This window comes from Luteimicrobium album (assembly GCF_030161555.1).
Lineage (GTDB): Bacteria > Actinomycetota > Actinomycetes > Actinomycetales > Cellulomonadaceae > Luteimicrobium > Luteimicrobium album.
In genome coordinates, this window is record NZ_BSUK01000001.1 from 974,430 (window position 1) to 991,616 (window position 17,187).

At 71.0% G+C, this 17,187-nt stretch carries 15 protein-coding genes and 2 pseudogenes; 10 read left to right on the forward strand and 7 right to left on the reverse strand.

Going from position 1 to position 17,187, the window contains the following annotated elements; all coding sequences use genetic code 11:
• The first annotated feature begins 50 nt into the window (after positions 1-50).
• A complete protein-coding gene (locus QQK45_RS04930) occupies positions 51-764 on the forward strand; it encodes a hypothetical protein (protein ID WP_284292309.1) in 714 nt (237 codons plus the stop codon).
• Complete coding sequence (locus QQK45_RS04935; RefSeq protein ID WP_284292310.1) at positions 761-1,222, forward strand: helix-turn-helix domain-containing protein; 462 nt, start codon at positions 761-763, stop codon at positions 1,220-1,222. The genes QQK45_RS04930 and QQK45_RS04935 overlap by 4 nt, the downstream gene beginning before the upstream one ends.
• Before the next feature lie 4 nt (positions 1,223-1,226).
• On the opposite strand, the gene QQK45_RS04940 is transcribed toward QQK45_RS04935, so the two are convergent.
• Positions 1,227-1,514 (reverse strand): alkyl sulfatase C-terminal domain-containing protein, encoded by a 288-nt coding sequence (locus QQK45_RS04940; protein ID WP_284292311.1) that lies wholly within the window; start codon positions 1,512-1,514, stop codon positions 1,227-1,229.
• On the opposite strand from QQK45_RS04940, the gene QQK45_RS04945 reads away from it, so the two are divergent.
• From QQK45_RS04945 to QQK45_RS04965, 5 genes and pseudogenes are all read left to right on the forward strand, one after another.
• The gene (locus tag QQK45_RS04945; protein ID WP_284295146.1) at positions 1,475-1,726 is read left to right on the forward strand and encodes a hypothetical protein; all 252 of its coding nucleotides are present in this window, start codon (positions 1,475-1,477) and stop codon (positions 1,724-1,726) included. The two genes, QQK45_RS04940 and QQK45_RS04945, sit on opposite strands and share 40 nt — an antisense overlap.
• 85 nt (positions 1,727-1,811) lie before the next feature.
• Positions 1,812-2,027 (forward strand): hypothetical protein, encoded by a 216-nt coding sequence (locus QQK45_RS04950; RefSeq protein WP_488803261.1) that lies wholly within the window; start codon positions 1,812-1,814, stop codon positions 2,025-2,027.
• Between the two features lie 127 nt (positions 2,028-2,154).
• A pseudogene (locus QQK45_RS04955) lies at positions 2,155-3,060 on the forward strand (AI-2E family transporter); the annotation flags it as partial.
• Positions 3,061-3,289: 229 nt separating this feature from the next.
• Complete coding sequence (locus tag QQK45_RS04960) at positions 3,290-5,020, forward strand: SulP family inorganic anion transporter (RefSeq protein WP_284292313.1); 1,731 nt, start codon at positions 3,290-3,292, stop codon at positions 5,018-5,020.
• Positions 5,021-5,048: 28 nt separating this feature from the next.
• Complete coding sequence (locus tag QQK45_RS04965) at positions 5,049-5,582, forward strand: PH domain-containing protein (RefSeq protein WP_284292314.1); 534 nt, start codon at positions 5,049-5,051, stop codon at positions 5,580-5,582.
• A 20-nt stretch (positions 5,583-5,602) separates the two neighbouring features.
• Here QQK45_RS04965 and QQK45_RS04970 read toward each other — a convergent pair whose 3' ends face one another.
• From QQK45_RS04970 to QQK45_RS04990, 5 genes and pseudogenes are all read right to left on the reverse strand, one after another.
• Positions 5,603-6,247, reverse strand: a complete 645-nt coding sequence (locus QQK45_RS04970) for a DUF5979 domain-containing protein (RefSeq protein WP_284292315.1) — start codon at positions 6,245-6,247, stop codon at positions 5,603-5,605.
• Complete coding sequence (locus QQK45_RS04975) at positions 6,244-6,870, reverse strand: DUF5979 domain-containing protein (RefSeq protein WP_348525332.1); 627 nt, start codon at positions 6,868-6,870, stop codon at positions 6,244-6,246. Before QQK45_RS04975 ends, QQK45_RS04970 begins: the two co-directional genes overlap by 4 nt.
• Before the next feature lie 9 nt (positions 6,871-6,879).
• Positions 6,880-7,065 (reverse strand): annotated as a pseudogene (locus QQK45_RS04980) (DUF5979 domain-containing protein); the annotation flags it as partial.
• Positions 6,999-9,524, reverse strand: a complete 2,526-nt coding sequence (locus QQK45_RS04985; RefSeq protein WP_284294953.1) for a DUF5979 domain-containing protein — start codon at positions 9,522-9,524, stop codon at positions 6,999-7,001. The pseudogene QQK45_RS04980 and the gene QQK45_RS04985, both read right to left, overlap by 67 nt.
• Before the next feature lie 1,343 nt (positions 9,525-10,867).
• Entirely contained in the window at positions 10,868-12,982 is a 2,115-nt protein-coding gene (locus QQK45_RS04990; RefSeq protein ID WP_284292316.1) for an isopeptide-forming domain-containing fimbrial protein, read from the reverse strand.
• A gap of 296 nt (positions 12,983-13,278) precedes the next feature.
• Here QQK45_RS04990 and QQK45_RS04995 point away from each other — a divergent pair, with 296 nt between their 5' ends.
• From QQK45_RS04995 to QQK45_RS05005, 3 genes are read left to right on the forward strand one after another with little or no spacing between them, the layout of a single operon-like run.
• Positions 13,279-13,965 (forward strand): TetR/AcrR family transcriptional regulator, encoded by a 687-nt coding sequence (locus tag QQK45_RS04995; protein ID WP_284292317.1) that lies wholly within the window; start codon positions 13,279-13,281, stop codon positions 13,963-13,965.
• Positions 13,966-14,004: 39 nt separating this feature from the next.
• A complete protein-coding gene (locus tag QQK45_RS05000; RefSeq protein ID WP_284291714.1) occupies positions 14,005-14,916 on the forward strand; it encodes an IS5 family transposase in 912 nt (303 codons plus the stop codon).
• A 20-nt stretch (positions 14,917-14,936) separates the two neighbouring features.
• Positions 14,937-15,224: a hypothetical protein gene (locus tag QQK45_RS05005; protein WP_284291717.1), complete on the forward strand. Its 288-nt coding sequence runs from the start codon at positions 14,937-14,939 to the stop codon at positions 15,222-15,224.
• Positions 15,225-15,261: 37 nt separating this feature from the next.
• On the opposite strand, the gene QQK45_RS05010 is transcribed toward QQK45_RS05005, so the two are convergent.
• On the reverse strand, positions 15,262-17,157 hold the full coding sequence (locus QQK45_RS05010; protein WP_284292318.1) for an alkyl/aryl-sulfatase: 1,896 nt from the start codon (positions 17,155-17,157) through the stop codon (positions 15,262-15,264).
• Between the last annotated feature and the right edge of the window lie 30 nt (positions 17,158-17,187).

Below are 17,187 nucleotides of genomic sequence, written 5' to 3' on the forward strand. Positions count from 1 at the left end.
GCATAGGTGCTCCCGCCGCCCCGACCGCAGTTATCAGATAAGATAATCCCATGGTGAGCGAGGAGGGTCGCGCCGCATCGGGGCGCGAAGGGGACGACCGGTTCGACGATCTGCTGGACTCTGCGGCCCGCCTGCAGGAACTCGTGCCCGACGCCGTCCTCGTCGGCGGGAGCGCCGCCGCGCTCTACGCCCGCCACCGGTTCTCGCTCGACCACGATCACGTCGTCGCGAACCTGCGGGATCGTTTCGACACCGTCCTCGAGGCTCTCGAGCGTGAGGGGGACTGGGTGACCAATCGCGTCACCCCCGGCAAGATCATCCTCGGCGAGCTCGGCGGCATCGAGTCCGGCGTCCGTCAGCTCATCCGCACGAGACCGCTCGAGGTCGAGACGGTACGACTCCGCTCCGGCCGACCCCTCCGCGTCCCGACCATGGACGAGACGCTCCGCATCAAGGCGTTCCTGATCGTGAAGCGCAACCAGGCGCGCGACTACCTGGACGTCGCCGCGCTCGCCGACGCAGCCGGGCTCGAGCACGCGGCCGCCGTCCTGACCGAGATCGACGACTACTACACCGACGGCGTGCACGACGAGGCACCGGTGGCGTCCCAGCTCGTCGCGCAGCTCGCCGATCCACGCCCACGGGACTCGACGGTCGTCCGCAGCTTCGCGTCCTACAAGGGCGTCGCACCGAAGTGGCAGCGCTGGGACAACGTCGTCGCGACCTGCCAGGCGCTCGCAGACCTCATGGAAGGTGCACGATGACGATGCTCCGGTTCCGCAACATCGACGCCACTCCCGACGACCCGGTCGAAGACTGGGGGTTCGAAGGGCTCCTGACGGCGGTCGAGCGTGGCTCACTGCCCCACTGGCGCCGCATCGTCTCCTCCGTACGGCGCGACCCGTTCGGCAAGGTCGCCGCCGAGCTCGAGGAGGTTCTCGGCGTGGCCGAGCGCGAGGGAGTGGTCGACTCGCTCCGGCGCAATCTCGACCGCGCCAGGGCGGGAGAGCGCGGAGCCGTCGCCGAACGGGTGCGGCGCGCCGTCGTCCGCTCCGACCTGACCGCAGCAGCGTTCGCGCGGACGATCGGAACCTCGCCCTCGCGACTCTCCACGTACATGTCGGGGCAGGTGACGCCGTCGGCGGCCCTCCTCACGAAGATGGAGAGGACCGCCGACGACCTCGCGCTCGAGTCCTACGTCCGGTCGGTGCGGGAGCGGTAGCCGGTCACGGCGTGACGATCGGGAAGTCCGGGTCGAACTCATCGAGCAGCGCGCCGTAGGCTTCCAGCACCGACGCGTCGCCGTCGATCGTGAGCTTCCCCGCCACCGCGAGCTTCCCGGCTACGGCCGGCTGGAGCACCGCCCCGACTACGGCGCTGTTGGGCCCCGCGACGGTCACCGACGGCTCGCCCCAGAGCCCCTCACGGGCGTTGAGGACGCCGTTCCCGACCCAGGCCGTCCAGGTCGTGCCAGATGACGCTGAGCGTCTGCGGCGCTGACGGCTACTTCGCACCCAACGATCTCGGGGTCAACAACGTGAACGCGGTCTTCGCCGTCGCCGGCGACGACGGCTCCGTCACCGTGCATCTCGGCGCGTGGGACGCGGACGTCCCGAACCGGATCCCGCTGCCCGAGGGCTGGAACCTGTTGATCCGGCTCTACCAGCCCCGTCTCGATGAGCTCTCGACCTGGCAGGTGCCTGCGGTGGAACCGGCCGACGCCTGAGCCGCCCGAGGACCACCCACTGCGGATGAGGCGGAGCGAGGTCCGCGTGGCCGAAGGTGGAGGAAGACGAGGAGGTGGGCCCGTGATGTACAGCGTCCGGGTGCGGGGGCGTCTCACCGGCATCCCCCTGCACGACTACATCGAGGTCGTCGAGCGGCGCCCGGGGGACGCTCCCGACGAGACCGCGCTCACGTGCCGTGTCGCTGACGCCGCCGCGCTCACGGGGGTCGTCGCGCTCCTGCACGACCTCGGACTGACCGTGACGGAGATGCACGCCCTGCCCGACGTCCCGACGTCCTGACCCGGGAGGAGCACCGGTGACCACCCAGACCGTCGCTGCCGGCGACGACGCCACCGACGACGCGTACGGGCGCCCCCTGCAGCACGACTCGAGGCGCCCGCCCCGGTGGTTCGCGCGCGGGCTCGTGATGGCGGCGGTCGCGGTGTTCGTCGCGGCGTTCGCGTGGCACGCGTTCTTCCAGCTCAAGGGCCTGATCGTCAACGTCCTGATCGCGTTCTTCATCTCGCTCGCCCTCGAGCCGATCGTCCTGTGGCTCGTGCGGCACGGTTGGAAGCGCGGCCTCGCGGCGGGGGCCGCGCTCGTCGGGACGATCCTCTTCGCGCTGGTGATCGTGGCGCTGTTCGGCAACCTGTTCGTCCAGCAGCTCCTCGCACTCTTCAAGAACGTCCCAGCGATGTACTCCGACCTCCAGGACTGGCTCTCCCGGACCTTCGACGTGACCATCCCGGACTCCGGCGAGCTCATCAAGGACGCGATGGGACGGTGGGGCGACGACGTCGCGTCGGGCGTCCTGCTCGTCGGCTCGACCGTCGTCTCGGCACTGTTCGCGATCACGACGATCCTGCTCGTCGTCTACTACCTGTCGGCCGCGGGTCCGCGGTTCCGGGCGGCGGTGTGCGCGCGGCTCACGCCGAACCGGCAGACCGAGGTCCTCACGCTGTGGGAGACGGCGCAGCGCAAGGCGTCCGACTTCATCACGTCGCGCGTCGTGCTGGCCGCGCTGTCGAGCGCCTTCACGTTCGTCTTCCTGACGATCCTGCGGACCCCGTACGCTCTGCCGCTCGCGCTCTTCACAGGGATCGTGTCGCAGTTCATCCCGACGATCGGCACCTACATCGGCGGCGCGCTGCCCGTCGTCGTGGCGCTCACGTCGCAGGGGATCCCGCAGGCCGTGGCGGTGCTGGCGTTCATCATCGCGTACCAGCAGATCGAGAACTACATCTTCTCGCCCAAGGTCTCGGCCAAGGCGCTCGAGATGAACCCCGCCGTCGCGTTCCTCGTGGTGCTCGCGTTCGGCGCCGTGTTCGGGGCGATCGGCGCGTTCCTCGCGCTGCCCGTCGCCGCGACCGTCCAGGCGGTCATGGACACGTACTGGAAGCGGCACCAGCTCGTCGAGTCCGAGATGCTGCGCGACCCCGAGCGGACCGCACCGAAGGATCGCTGGCAGCGCGTGCGCCGTCGGGCGGAGGACGACCCTGCCGACGACGACGGCGGCATCGCCGACGACGAGCAGCCCCCGCGGACGACGGCACCGACGAGCGATGAGCGGTGCGGACGCGCGCGCGACGCCCGGTCCTCTGACGCTCCTCGCCCGGTGGGCGCGCTCGGCACGTCCGCGGCGCGCGGCCCTCCGCGACGACGTCGTCGCCGGGCTGACCGGCGCGATCAGCTCGGTCCCCGACGGCATGGCCTGCGGTCTGCTGGCGGGCGTGAGCCCGGTCCACGGCCTCTACGCGAACACGGTGGGGCCGGTCGGCGGCGGTCTCACGAGCTCGACGACCCTCATGCGCGTCACGACGACGAGCGCCGCGGCCCTCGCCGCCGGGTCCGCGCTGGCCGGCGTCCCGGACGACCGGCGGTCCGACGCGATGATCTGGCTGGCCCTCCTCGCGGGCGCGTTCATGATCGCCGCGGGCGCGCTGCGCCTCGGTCGGTACGTCCGGTTCGTCTCGCAGTCCGTGATGCTCGGCTTCCTCACGGGCGTCGCCGTGACGATCGTCCTGGGGCAGCTCGGCAAGCTCACCGGGACGTCGCCGCAGGGCGACCTCGCGCTCACCAAGGGCTGGCAGGTCGTGGCGCACCCCGGGACCTGGAGCTGGCCGTCGGTCGCCGCGGGCGTCGGGGCGCTCGTGCTCCTGATCCTCCTGGGCCGCACCCGGCTGTCGCCCTTCGCGGCGCTGATCGCTCTCGTCGTCCCGACCGTCGTGGTCATCGTCACCGGCGCGGCCGTCGCGCGGGTCCACGACACCGCGGACATCCCCGCCGGCCTCCCGCTGCCCGGCATCCCGGCGCTGTCCGCGCTCAGCCCCGACGTCGTCGTCGGGGCGCTCACCGTCACGATCGTCGTGCTCGTGCAGGGTGCGGGCGTCGCGGAGGCCGCGCCGAACCCGGACGGGTCGTCGTCGCGGACCAACACGGACTTCGGCGCCCAGGGCACGGCGAACGTCCTGTCCGGGCCGTTCGGCGGCATGGCGATCGGCGCGTCCGTCAGCTCGACGGCGCTCAACGTGGCCAGCGGTGCGCGGACGCGGTGGGCCGCGATCTTCTCGGGGCTCTGGGCGCTGCTCATCCTCGTGGGGCTGTCCGGGCTCGTGGGGAAGGTCGCCATGCCCACGCTCGCGGCCGTCCTGATCTACGCGGCCGTCTCGTCGCTGCGCCCCCGCCAGGTCCGCACGATGATCCACGCGGGCAGCACCCCCGCGATCGCGCTCGTCGTGACGTTCGTGGCGACGCTGCTCCTGCCCGTCGCGGCGGCCGTCGGGGTCGGCGTCGTCGTCTCGCTCCTCCTCCAGCTCAACCGCGAGGCCGTGGACCTGCGCGTCGTCCGCCTCGTGCCGCACACCGACGGCAGCGGACCGGTCGAGCGCCCCGCTCCGCGCACGCTCCACGACCACGACGTCGTCGTCCTCGACGTCTACGGCTCGCTGTTCTACGCCGGCGCCCGGACCCTGCAACGCCAGCTCCCCGACCCCGCCGGCGCGGCGGACGCCGCGGTGGTCCTGCGGCTGCGAGGCCGGACGACGCTCGGCGCGACGTTCTTCCTCGTCATCGCCCAGTACTCCGACACCCTCGACGCCGGCGGCAACCGCCTGTACCTGTCCGGGCTCTCACCCGAGGTCCTGCACGTCTGGGAGTCCCGCGTGCTCGCCGAGCACCTCGCCAACGTGCGGCTGTACCCCGCGACGGACGTGGTGCTCGGGTCGACGCACGCCGCCTGGCTCGACGCCCGGGCGAGGCGGGTGGGGCGCCCGGCCCCTCCGCCGTCGTCCTGACGCCCGCGCGTCTGGCACGATGCTCCGCATGGCGCTACGCGATTCACACCTGACCGAGGGCGAGGACGTCGTCCTGGAGCTGCGCACGCACCTCAAGGCGCTGTTCTGGCCGATCGTCCTGCTGGTCGTCCTCGTCGCGGCGGTCGCGGTCACGGCCGCTCTGGGCGCGCCGGCGATCGCCGTCGAGGTCGTGGCCGTCGTCGCGTTCCTGCTGGCCTGCCTCGTGGTGCTCCCGCGCTGGACGCGCTGGCTGACGACGCGCTACGTCGTCACGACCAAACGGATCCTCGTGCGGGCGGGCATCGTGACGCGCACGGGCCGCGACATCCCGCTGTACCGGATCAACGACGTCGCCTCCGAGCAGGGGATCCTCGACCGGGTCTTCGGCTGCGGGACGCTCGTGGTGTCCGACGCGAGCGAGAAGCCGGGCCTCGTGCTGCACGACGTCCCGCACGTCGACGACGTGCAGGTGCGCCTCCACGAGCTGCTCTTCGCGCACGACGACAACTCCGACGAGGGCGAGTTCCCGCCCGGCGAGCCGCAGCGCCGTGGGGCGCGCTGACCCTCTCGCCTTCGGTTGCCTCAGCCCTCCCGACGACGGCGCAGCAGCACCAGCCCGAGGCCGAGGCTGAGCAGCGCGAGCACCGCCAGTGCGGGCTGCGCCGGCGACGTGCCCGTCGCCGCGAGCGTCGGAGTCGTGGGCCCGGAGCCACCGGACCCACCCGAGCCACCGGACCCACCCGAGCCGCCCGGAGTCCCCGGCTTGCCCGGCTTGCCCGGCTTGCCCGGTGTAGCCGGGTCGAACCGGTTGGTCACGGTGATCTCGAGGGGCTGCAGCTCGTCCGAGATCCCGACCACGGCGGCGTCGGTCGCTGTCGCGTGGTCGACGGTCGACGCGTCGGCGCCGCCGTCGTCCGTCTCGGTCGCGAAGCACCGGGTGCCCAGCGGGAGCTTGACGGGGTTGCCGTCGGCGTCCTCGGCCGTGAGCGTCTCGCCGCCCTTGATCGCGACCGGCTCCGAGAACAGCGTCAGCGGCTCGTCACCGCCCGCGTCGTACTGGCAGGTCAGCAGGACGGTGAACGTCTTCTTCTTGACGCTCGCCGTGACTCCCTCGCCCGTGAGCTTCTTGGTCAGCGAGATCGTGCCCGCGGAGAACGGGTTGACGAAGCCCGCGACGACGACCTGGGGCGTGCCCTCGTCGTCGACGTCGGGGATCGTCACCGTCACGGGGGCGGGGTCGAGTCGGCCCCGCCGTCGTCCGTCTCGCGGACCACGCACACTGCGCCGACGGGCAGCGGGCCGAGCACGTCGGACTCAAGCTCCGACGTCGTGCCGTCGCCCTCGAGGGTCACGGTGTCCTGGTACGCGGCGTCGTCCCCGTCGAACGAGCACGTCACGTCGAACACGAACGGCCCAACCGACGCCTCGGGGGCGCCCGGCCCGTCGACGAGCTTGGCGACCTGCAGCCCGCCCGCGCGGTACTCGTTGGTGATGCCGATCGTCACGGGGTCCTCGTCGGCGGGCCCGACGGTCACGACACCGGACTGCGTCGCGTCGCTCTCGTCGGCCGGGTCGTAGGTCACCGCGGTCGCGCTGTGCGTGTCCGTCTCGGCGACCCGGCACTCGGCGCCCACGAGCGCGTCGACGCTCGTCGTCTCGCCGGGCGTCACGGTCACGGTCTGGGGGAAGCCCGGGAGCGTCTCGCCGTCGGCGGTGCACGTGACGTCCGCGGTGAACGAGTCGGCCGCGAAGTCCGCCGCGTCGCCCGTGACGGCCTTGGTCAGGTGCAGCACGCCGGGGTCGAACGTGTTGGTGACCGTGACCTCGGCGACGTCCTCGCCGGAGCCCACGACGACCGGCTCGTCGGGCGAGATCGAGGTGGAGGTCGCGCCGCCGTCGTCGGTCTCGGTGACGACGCACGACGAGCCCGTGGCGACATGCTCGATCGTGTGCGTGAGCGGGTCGTCGCCGCCGAGCGTCACGTCGCCGGACCAGGTGGTGCGGGTGCCGGACTCGTCGTCGAGCGTGCACTCGACGTGGACAACGAACGGTCCGGCGCCGTAGGTGTCGGCGGCGTCGCCCTCGACGTGCTTGACGATCCGGAGGAGCCGTCGGCGAACGTGTTGTGGACGACGTCGGTGTTGGTGCCGTCGGTCGTCGGGGCGAGCTCGACCGTGGCACTGTCGCCGTCGGTGGTGGACTCGTCGCCGCCGGCCGGCGTCACGTCGTGCGTCGTGGTGACCGCGCCGTGGGCGTCGTCCTCGGTCACGTCGCAGCTCGCGCCCGCCGGGAGCCCCGTGAGGTGGAGGGTGTCGCCGTCGGCGATCGTCGCCTCCATGGGGTTGTCGGCCGAGTAACCGTCCGCGTAGACGGGGTCGCCCAGGAACGTGCAGTCCACGGTCACGTGGAAGGGCCCGTACGCGACCGGAGTTCCGTCCTGGTCGACGGCGGGCGAGTCGACGGACTTCGTGATGTCGAGGCTCGCGAACTGGTAGTCGTTCGTCAGAGTCACCAGGGGCACGACCGGTGACGTCGTTCGCTCCGCGACCACGTGGTTGACCGTCGACGACGTCTGACCGTTGTCACCCTCGGAGACGGTGCAGTCAGCGTGATACGGCACACCGCTGATCGTGAGCGGTTCGTTCGGTGTGAGGGTCACGGTTCCCTGGTCGCCGAGGTCCACAGGCTCTCCGACGGACGTACAGTCGACCGTCGCGCGGAACGTTCCCGGCGCGTAGGTGTCCGCCGCCGGCCCCGTGACCTCCTTGACGACCTGGATGCGTGCCGTCGCGAGTGCCACGCCGACGCGCGGAGGCTCGGTCGTGAGGGTCCACAGCGTCTGGCCGTTCGGCCGCACAGCCTCGCCCGACGCCCCGACGGTGTTGTAGGCGATCCTGTCCTCGCCGACCGTCTGCGACTGAGCCGGAGCCTTCATCGGGACGTTCACCGAGAACGTGTCGGTCGGTTGCAGCGGTGTCGTCGGGTCGAACACGAACAGGAGACCGGTGGCGGTGGCGGGATCCGGCGCAGCGGCGTCCGTCCATTCTGTCCAGCTTCCGCACGAGAGGGGATTCGACGTCCCCACGCCGTCCGCACAGAAGTCGTCCGGGCCGTCGTCCGTGAAGTAGACCGTGAGCGTGCCGTCACCGCTCGCCAGAGTCGGCTTCTCGCCGGAGAGCACCGGGCGCCACTCGCTGCCACGGTCGAGCGGAGCAGTCGCCAGCTGGTCACCGAGCGCGGGAAGCCGGTCGACCGAGGAGACTTCGTCGATCGGCAGGTTGCCCGTGTTCTGGTAGCGCAGCTGCCAGTCGACAGCCCCACCGGGAACGGCGATCGGGACACAAGGACGTGCGTAGTAGCCTTGCGCATCCGCCTTGCAGTCCGCGGGGTCCGCGGTCGTCAGCGGATCCGTCAGCACGCCCAGCTCGTCGGAGCCCTCGGCCTTCACGGCCTTGCGGACGCCCAGAGCACCGCCCTCGAGCACGCTGTTGGTGGCCGACGCCCGGCACTCCCCGGTGGCAGCGTCGAGCTCGCCGTCGCACTCGTCCCACGGGCGGTCGCCCACCACGCCGAAGGAGTTCGTGAACTTCGTGTCAGACGGCAGACCGACACGAGTCTGCATCGGGAAGGTGATCGTGTAGGTCTCGCCGGGCTCGAGCGTCGTCCCCGCGGGGAACGTCCACCGGATCGACGTGGGGGCACCCGTGCCTGCGTCGTTCGTGACATCGACCGTCACCTGCGTCGAGTCGGTCGGCATCGGGCTGTCGTTGTCACCGACCGGGTCCTGCAGGTCATAGGTGTAACGGTCGTCCTCGGAGGTGTTCGGGTCGAAGACCAACAGAGGGCCTTGCGGATCACTGGGGAGCCGGTCGGTCACGACGGGATCGACGATCGGGACGAGTCCGGAGTTCTTGATCGTGAGCGTGTAGGGGAACGGCGCACCCGGCTGCTCGAGGTTGCCGTTCGGCGACTTGCTCACCGAGACCGCGTTGGCGAGGTGCTTGTACGTGATCGTCGCCGACGTGTCTGCGGACGCGGTGAGCGGACCGTTGCTGTCGACGTCGTTGCTCGTCACCGTCGTCGTGATGTCGTTCGTCGCGACGCCGGGCTTGGTCTCCGACGGCGCTGGCTGATGGTCGGCCTGGTCCGTCTCGAGCGGTCCGCCCGAGCGCAGCTCGGCCCGCCGCACGACCTGGAACTTCACGGGCTGGTTGGGGCTGGCGGGGTTCTCCCAGGCAGCTTCGTCCGCGCGCGTGAAGGTGAACCGGAGTCCCTGCACGTCCGCGGCGTTCACCCCGTCCGGAAGAGCCGCCGTCGCCGATGGCGAGCCGGTCGTCCAGGAACCGCCGGTCGCCACCAGGTTGCCGTCGCCGTCCGTGGTGAACGTCGCGCCGGTGAAGGCGTCGACCTGGACACGGTCGATCGGATGGGTGAAGTCCGGCTCCGTCAGCGACGACAGGTCGTACTGGTTCCAGAACGTCGGGGACACGTCCTCGATCACCATCTGCACCGTGCGCGAGGTGCCGGTGGGCTTCCCGGACAACGTGACGGTGACAGGGCTGTTGTCGCCCTCGTTCTGGCTCGCCGGGTCGAACGACTTCGTCGTCACGACCCCGATCCCCTGGTCGACGACCTGGATGGTCGCCGTGTCGCTGTCGGTGACCGGGTTTTTCTCGTAGCCCGGGAAGTCGACCAGATCCTCGACGGTGTCCGTCGCGTAGTCCGTGTAGGTGCCGGTCGTGACGGGCGCGCCGGTCGTGAGGGTCGTCTTCCGCAGCTGCGCGTCGAACGTGACGTTCGCGACCGCCCCCTTGTTGATCCGCCCCGTGTACACGACGGTGAACCCGGTGACGTCGGTGAGGGTCGCGGGGTCGAGCGCCTGCGCCTCGGCGCGGGTGTACGTGTTGGTGCCGCCACCCTGGCGCGTGAGGGTGATCGTGACGCCGGTCGCACCGATCGGCGCCGGGTCGGGGATCGTCACGAAGCCGTGGAACGCGAACGAGTCGAACGGCGTCGCCGCACCCGGCGCCGAGCTCGCGGCATGGTCGTCGATCGTCAGCCGGTCGACCTTCTGCGGCGAGGTGTTGGTCGCCTTGAGCGACACGCGCGTGGTCGGGTAGTCGGCCGGTGCCACACCGTCGTCCGGCAGGCCCACCGGGCCACCGGTCCACGTCTTGTCGAGCGTCGTCGCAAGGTTCGACTCGGTGATGCTCACCGCGTCGGAGTCCGTGTCGAAGTAGGTCTGCGTCGGCGTGTAGGCGTCGGCACGCACGGTGTTGTTCACGGCGCCCGGGTCCTCGAGGTTGAAGTCGACCTCGCTCAGCACGGGCACCGTCGGGTCGGAGCGCTTGGTGTCACGGACCTGGAACACGGGGTGGATCGTCCGGTGCGTGCCCTGCGTCGACCTGGCGACGCCCGAGCCCACGGCCGGGTCCCCTACCCCGGGGTTCTTCGCGGCGCGTGTCGGGCTCTCGACGTAGGTCAGCCGGAAAGACGTGGCATCGGCCTTCTCGCCGGCCGTGAGCGTGTAGCCGGGGAAGGTCCCGTCGCACGCGGACGGGCACGGGTCGTTCGTCGCCTCGGCCCAGGCGCCATCGATGTAGAGCTCGACCTTGGTGACCTGGTCCCACTTGAGCAGCGGGTCCTGGGCGGCCGTGATGGGATCGATCTTGACGAGGTCGAACGCGTCGTAGACCGACGTCGCGACGTCGGCAGCGGGGTTCGAGACGTCCTGGACGACCTCGTGGTCGACGTTGGAGAAGCCGCCGGTCGACCAGGTCAGCGTCGCGCCGATCTGATCCTGGCTGCGCTCCTGGACAGCCCCAGGCTCGTCCCACGCCTTGTCGATCAGATCGCCCTCGCCTGGGTCGACGTGGTTGAGGTCGATCGTGTCGCAACCCGCGGGATCGGCAGTCGCTGAGATGTCACCCGCCGAGACACCCGACCCGGCGCAGTTCTCCACGGTCTGGTCGACGTTCTCGACGGTGTCGTTGAGCTCGACCCGGACGTTCGGGTTGACCTCGGTGCCCGGGGGAAGCCGTCCTCGTCCGTGGAGTTGTAGACGAACTGGACGCCGTGAGCGTCGACGCCGTCCGGGAAGTTCGCCGAGTACGGGCTCGCGCTCGACGGGAGGTCGGTCATCCCGGGAACGGGGACCCACGCGCTGCCGTTCCAGTAGTTGACGGTCAGAGTCGCGTTGTCGGGGATCGGCACTGCGACCACGCCCGTGGCGTCGAACACGTCGTAGAACTCGGAGTCGTTCGGGTCGCCCGAAGGGTCGGAGACGACGATCTGCTGGGCGTTCGTCGTGGACGCGGGGAACTCGTCGACCTTGCCCGAGAGCTGGATCGTGGCGTCCTGGCCGGGAACCGCAGGGATCTCGCCCGGCGTGATGCGCTTCGTGACGCTCGTGCTCAGCCGGTCCTCGTACTTCGTGAGTGTGTCGTTCGCGGTTGCCTCGGGCGACGTCTGGTCGCCGCGTCCGGTCACGACGCCGATCTCGTTCGGGAAGGTCTGCTGCTCGGTGCCGTCCTCGTCGGCCTGCACCTGGAACGGCGCGGTCGCCTCGGCGCCCGCGACGATCTCACCGTGGAAGGTGACCGTGAAGCCCGTCGGCGTGCACCCGTCGGGCGGCGCCGGAAGCGTGTCCTTCTCGGTGGTCGTGAGCGGACCACCGGCGCAGCCCTGATAGGTGATCTCCGCGGACGTCGCTCCGGTCGGCCAGACGATGCCCTGCGAGCCGCCGCCGTCGGAGCCCAGACCCGTGAACGTGAACCCATCGGGGAAGGAGCCGCTCTCGGGCTCGGTGATCGTCAACGTGTCGACCGGCACGGTCGAGGTGTTCGTCGCGCCGAGCGTGGCGGTGCTCGTGTCGCCGGACGCGATCTCCTTGGGATCCCACGACTTGCTCGCGCCGGCCTCGATCCGGACGGGGACGACCGTGTAGGTGGCGTCGTCCTGCGAGTCGGCCGTCTGGTCGCCCGCGGTCACGACGGTGCCTGCGGTGTTCGTGTAGGCCGTCTCGTCGGTGAGATCACCGGTCCCGCTCTGCTCGACAGGAAGCTGGATCGTCGCCGAAGCACCCGCGAGGATCGTCCGCCCGTCGGGCGCGTCGAACGCGAACGAGATGCCTGCGACGTCGGACCAGCCGCCCGTGCAACCCGGCGGCAGCTGCGGGGTGGCCGCCGGCTCGGACGTGGACCATGCCCCGTTGCAGTACGCCGTGACCGTGACGGTGTCGGCGTTCTTCGGCAGCGTGACCGTCGGCGCGCCCGTGAGCGGGAGGTGCTCGAACGGGTTCGAGGAAGGTGCCGCCGGCGGAGCAGCGTCGGCCGGGTCGCTCACGACCATCGAGTCGGCCCCGATGTTCGACGTGTTCTTGCCCGTGATGGTGAACGTCGCGGCCGTTCCCTCCTCCGCAGGGGCGCGCTCGGGTGAGACGGACTTGGTGGTCGAGGACCCGATCTGCTCCTCGACGGTCGGGGTCACCGTGGCCGTCGCGCTCTTGTCGGAGGCGTTGTCGGCACCGACGGTCGCCGTGTTGTCGATCGGCCGGCCGCTCTGGTCGGCCGAATAGTCGGGCGAGACCCGCACCGGGATGGTCAGCGTGTACTGGACGCCCGGCTGGAGCCCTTCCTGGCCACCGCCCAGGTCCTGGTGGAACTCGACCTTGACCGTGTTGCCGTCGACCGTGATCTCGGAGTTCGGGGCGGTGGTCGTCGGTTGGGCGCCGGGCACGATCTCGATCCCGTCGGGCAGCGGGTCGGTCAGGACGGCGTTGACACAGCCGTCCACCTGACCCGCGGTGCACTGGAAGGTGATCCGGTACTGGAACTCCTGCCCGGGAACCAGGTCGGTCTCGGTCGCAGTCTTGGTGATCGAGAGCGACGCCGTGTCGGCCGCCTGGGCCGGCAGGGCTCCGCCCACGCCCATCGTCACGACGAGCGCGAAGGCGCCCAGCACGGCGGCGATCCTCGACCGGTGCAGCCGTCGACCGATGCCTCGCCAACCGCCGGAGCGCCGCGCGCCCCGATGCCGTCCGTGTTCCGCCGTCACGAGCTCACCTCTCGTCCCACCTCACGTCCGCCGGCAACCACCGGCCTTCGCGCCGACGCCCCCGCTAAGGGTCGACACTTACCCCCGCGGTCACCTTGCCATCGACGCTTCGCCCGCGCGACAGATAGCAGATGATTCACCCGGATGAGACGACTCGTCGATACCGGTATCGAACGGTGTGGATCACCCGTACGATGCGGATCGTGCCCACGCCGGACAGCCGCGTCCCGACCACGCCTGCTCAAGTGCGCCTCATGGAGGCCTGCGAGCGCGTCGTGGCACGTCGTGGCCTCGGCGGCACGACCATCGCCGAGGTGACCCGCGAGGCCGACCACCGCAACCACGCCGCCGTCCGCTACCACTTCGGCTCGCTCGAGGCGCTCGTCCGGGCGATGTACGGCTGGCGCGCGGCTCCGCTCGACGCGGCGCGGCGCCACGGGCTCGAGCGCCTCGACGAGGCCGGCCGCGGCCACGACGTCCACGCTCTGCTCGCGTTGTTCGTGACGACCGCGCGCGAGAACCTCCAACGGCTCCGGCCGAGCGCGTGGGCCCGGGTCCAGGTCGCGCTCGCCGCGGACGGCCCGTACGTGTTCTTCCGTCGCATCGACGACGACCGCGCCGCCTCCGGGGCGAGCCGGCTCCCTCTCGACGCCTCCCGCGAGATCTTCGGGCGCCTCGCCGACGGGGCGCGCGCCAACGGGGTCGCCGAGCCGACGCTCGCGACCGCGACCGCCGTCCGGTCCATCAACCAGGTCTTCGCCTGCTGGGAGACGGACGACGAGAACCCCGACGCGACCGCTCCGCCGCTCGACGCGCTCACGGACCAGGCTCTGCGGATCGGCGGCGCGATCCTCGATCCCGGCCCGGTGGCGTGCTCTTCCCAGCCCTAGGGCCTGTTTCGGAATTGTGATGTGACCTGCGGTTTCGTCATGATTGAGGTCGTGGGCGATGGGCCGGGGCGGCATGATCTGAGCGATGAGGCGTGGGCGGTGCTGGCGCCGTTGCTGCCGGTCAGGGCGCGTGGACGCAAGGCGCGGTTCTTGCGTCGGCAGATCGACGGGATCCGGTTCCGGGTCCGCACGGGGTGCCCGTGGCGGGACGTTCCTGGCGACCGGTACGGGCCGTGGGGTAGCTGCTATCGCCGGTTCCGGGACTGGCAGCGCGACGGGACCTGGGGGCAGGTGATCGACCGGTTGCGCACGATCAGCGACGGGGCCGGGCTGATCGGGTGGGACCTGAACATCGACTCCACGATCGCTCGCGCTCACCAGCACGCCGCCGGTGCTCGCCGTGACCCGCAGGCGCAGACCGAGCCGCCGGGCGCCGAGCCGGTCGACCACGGGCTGGGGCGTTCCCGGGGCGGGTGGACCACGAAGGTGCACGCGGCCGCCGAGCAGGGGCAGAAGCTGATGGGCATGGTCGTCACGGCCGGGCACCGCGGCGACAGCCCGCAGTTCGCGCCCGTGCTCGCCACCGTCAAGGTGGCCCGTCCCGGTGGGGTCGGTCGCCCGCGCACCCGCCCGGACCGAGTCCGCGCCGACCGGGCGTACACCTCGGCCACCAACCGGGCCCTGCTGCGTGCCCGTGGGATCGCCGCGACGATCCCGGAGAAGGTCGATCAGCAGGCCAACCGCAAGAAGAAGGGCTCGGCCGGTGGGCGACCGCCGAAGGTCGACTTCACCGACTACAAGCTGCGGTCCGCGGTCGAGTGCATGTTCAACCGCCTCAAGCGGTGGCGGGCGGTGGCCACCCGGTTCGACAAGCTCCAGGTCCGCTACGAGACCACCGTGACCGTTGCCGCGATCGACGACTGGGTGGCCGCGATCGTCCGGGCCGCCTGAGCGCTGGCATCCTTGCGGGCGTGGAGTACTACGCCGCCCCCGAAGGACGCGACGACGTTGATCAGCCCGACCGGGGCGACCTGATCGACCTCGTCAACGAGCTCGACACCGACACCAACACGTTCTTCATCGTCTTCCCACGTGACGACGACCTCGAGTGGTCCTACGCCGTCTCCAAGAAGATCAGCGCATTCGGCGGCTTCGAGCTCGACCGCTTCGATCCCGCCGCCGGCGCCCACGACATCACCACCGCCGCCGACCCCCACACCATCGCCGAAGACATCCTCACCTGGATCCGCCGGCGCTAACCCATTCCGAAACAGGCCCTAGCACCTGGACGTCCGATCAGTCCGGCGTGACGATCGCGAAGTCCGGGTCCCCCGGCGACAGGAGCCCCGCGAGCGTGTGCAGCACGGACGCGTCCCCGGTGATCTCCGTGCCCGACGCTGCGAGCTTCTCGGGCGTGAGCCCTCCACCCAGCGCGACCGCGGGGAGAGCCCGCTTCGTCGTCGTGATCGTCACGTCGGCGTCTCCGCGCTGCGGTGCCCCGCTGTAGGTGAGCGCACCGTTGGCGAGGCGCAGGCGATACCGCTCGTCCACGTCGGTGAGCACGACGTCGATCGTGAACGCCGAGTCCCAGGCGCGCGGCCCGTCGATCTGGATCGCGAGCGCGTCGAAGAGCATCGCCGGCGTGAGGGCACCGACGATGTCAGGCGCGGCCGCGACGGTCGGCGTGCCGAACGCGCCGTCCCGCAGCTCGGTCGTACCCGACAGGAAGAAGTCACGCCACGTCCCGTTCTCCGACCCGTACCCGAGCTGCTCGTACGTGTCGGCGAGCAGCTCGCGCGCCCCCGGGTGGTCGGGTTGCGCGAAGACCACGTGGTTCAGCACCTCCGCGACCCAGCGGTAGTCGCCCGACTCGAACGCGGGCCGCGCCTTCTCGACGACGGCGTCCGCGCCGCCCATGAAGTCCACGTACCGCTTGGCCTTCTCGACGGGCGGGTGCTCCCACAGGTGCGCGGGGTTCCCGTCGAACCAGCCCAGGTACCGCTGGTAGATCGCCTTGACGTTGTGGCTGACCGACCCGTAGTAGCCGCGCGTGTGCCACGCGTTCTCGAGCGCCGGCGGGAGCTGGATGGTCTCGGCGATCTCCGGGCCGACGAGGCCCTGGTTGAGCATGCGGAGCGTCTGGTCGTGCAGGTACGCGTAGAGGTCGCGCTGCAGGCCGAGGAACTCGACGACGCGCTCGTTGCCCCAGGCGGGCCAGTGGTGCGACGCGAAGATCACCTCGACGTCACCGCCCCACAGGTCGATCGTCTCCGTGAGGTACTTCGACCACACGTGCGGGTCGCGCACGACGGCGCCACGCAGGGTCAGGAGGTTGTGGAGCGTGTGCGTGGCGTCCTCGGCCGCACACAGCGCCTTGCGGTCGGGGAAGTAGAACAGCATCTCGGCCGGGGCCTCCGTGCCGGGCGCCAGCTGGAACACGACCCGGACGCCGTCGATCGTCAGCTCGTCGCCCGTCTTCGCGACGTGCTCGGTGGGCTCGATGAGCGTCACGGTGCCGGTCGAGGTCGTCTGGCCGAGGCCTGCGCCCACGCCGCCCTGAGCGTTGCGGGCCAGGGCCGCCCCGTACATGTAGCCCGCGCGTCGGGCCATGGCCGTCCCCGCGTACACGTTCTCGGCGATCGCGGGCTCGAGGAAGCCTTCGGGCGCGACGATCCGGACCGTGCCCGCGTCGACGTCCTCCTGGCTGGTCACGCCCTTCACGCCGCCGAAGTGGTCGACGTGGCAGTGCGTGTAGATCACCGCCACGACGGGCCGGTCCCCGCGGTGGTCGCGGTAGAGCGCGAGCGCCGCGGCCGCGGTCTCGGCCGAGATGAGCGGGTCGATGACGATGACGCCGGTGTCACCCTCGACGAAGCTGATGTTCGACAGGTCCTGGCCGCGCACCTGGTAGATGCCGTCGGTGACCTCGAAGAGCCCCGACGTCGCCACGAGCTGCGACTGGCGCCACAGGCTCGGGTTCACGGTGTCGGGGGCGTCGCCCTCGAGGAAGTCGTAGGTGCCGTTGTCCCAGACGACCCGGCCGTCGTCGGCCGTCGTGGGGCCGGCGAGCGGGGCGATCAGACCCCGTTGCGCGTCCTCGAAGTCCTGGGTGTCGGAGAACGGCAGCCGCTCGCGGAGCGCCGCCTGCTGCTGGACGATCGCGGGAGCGGCCGGCTTGGGTGTCGTGGGCATACCGGCAGCATCGCAGCGCGCCGCGCACCC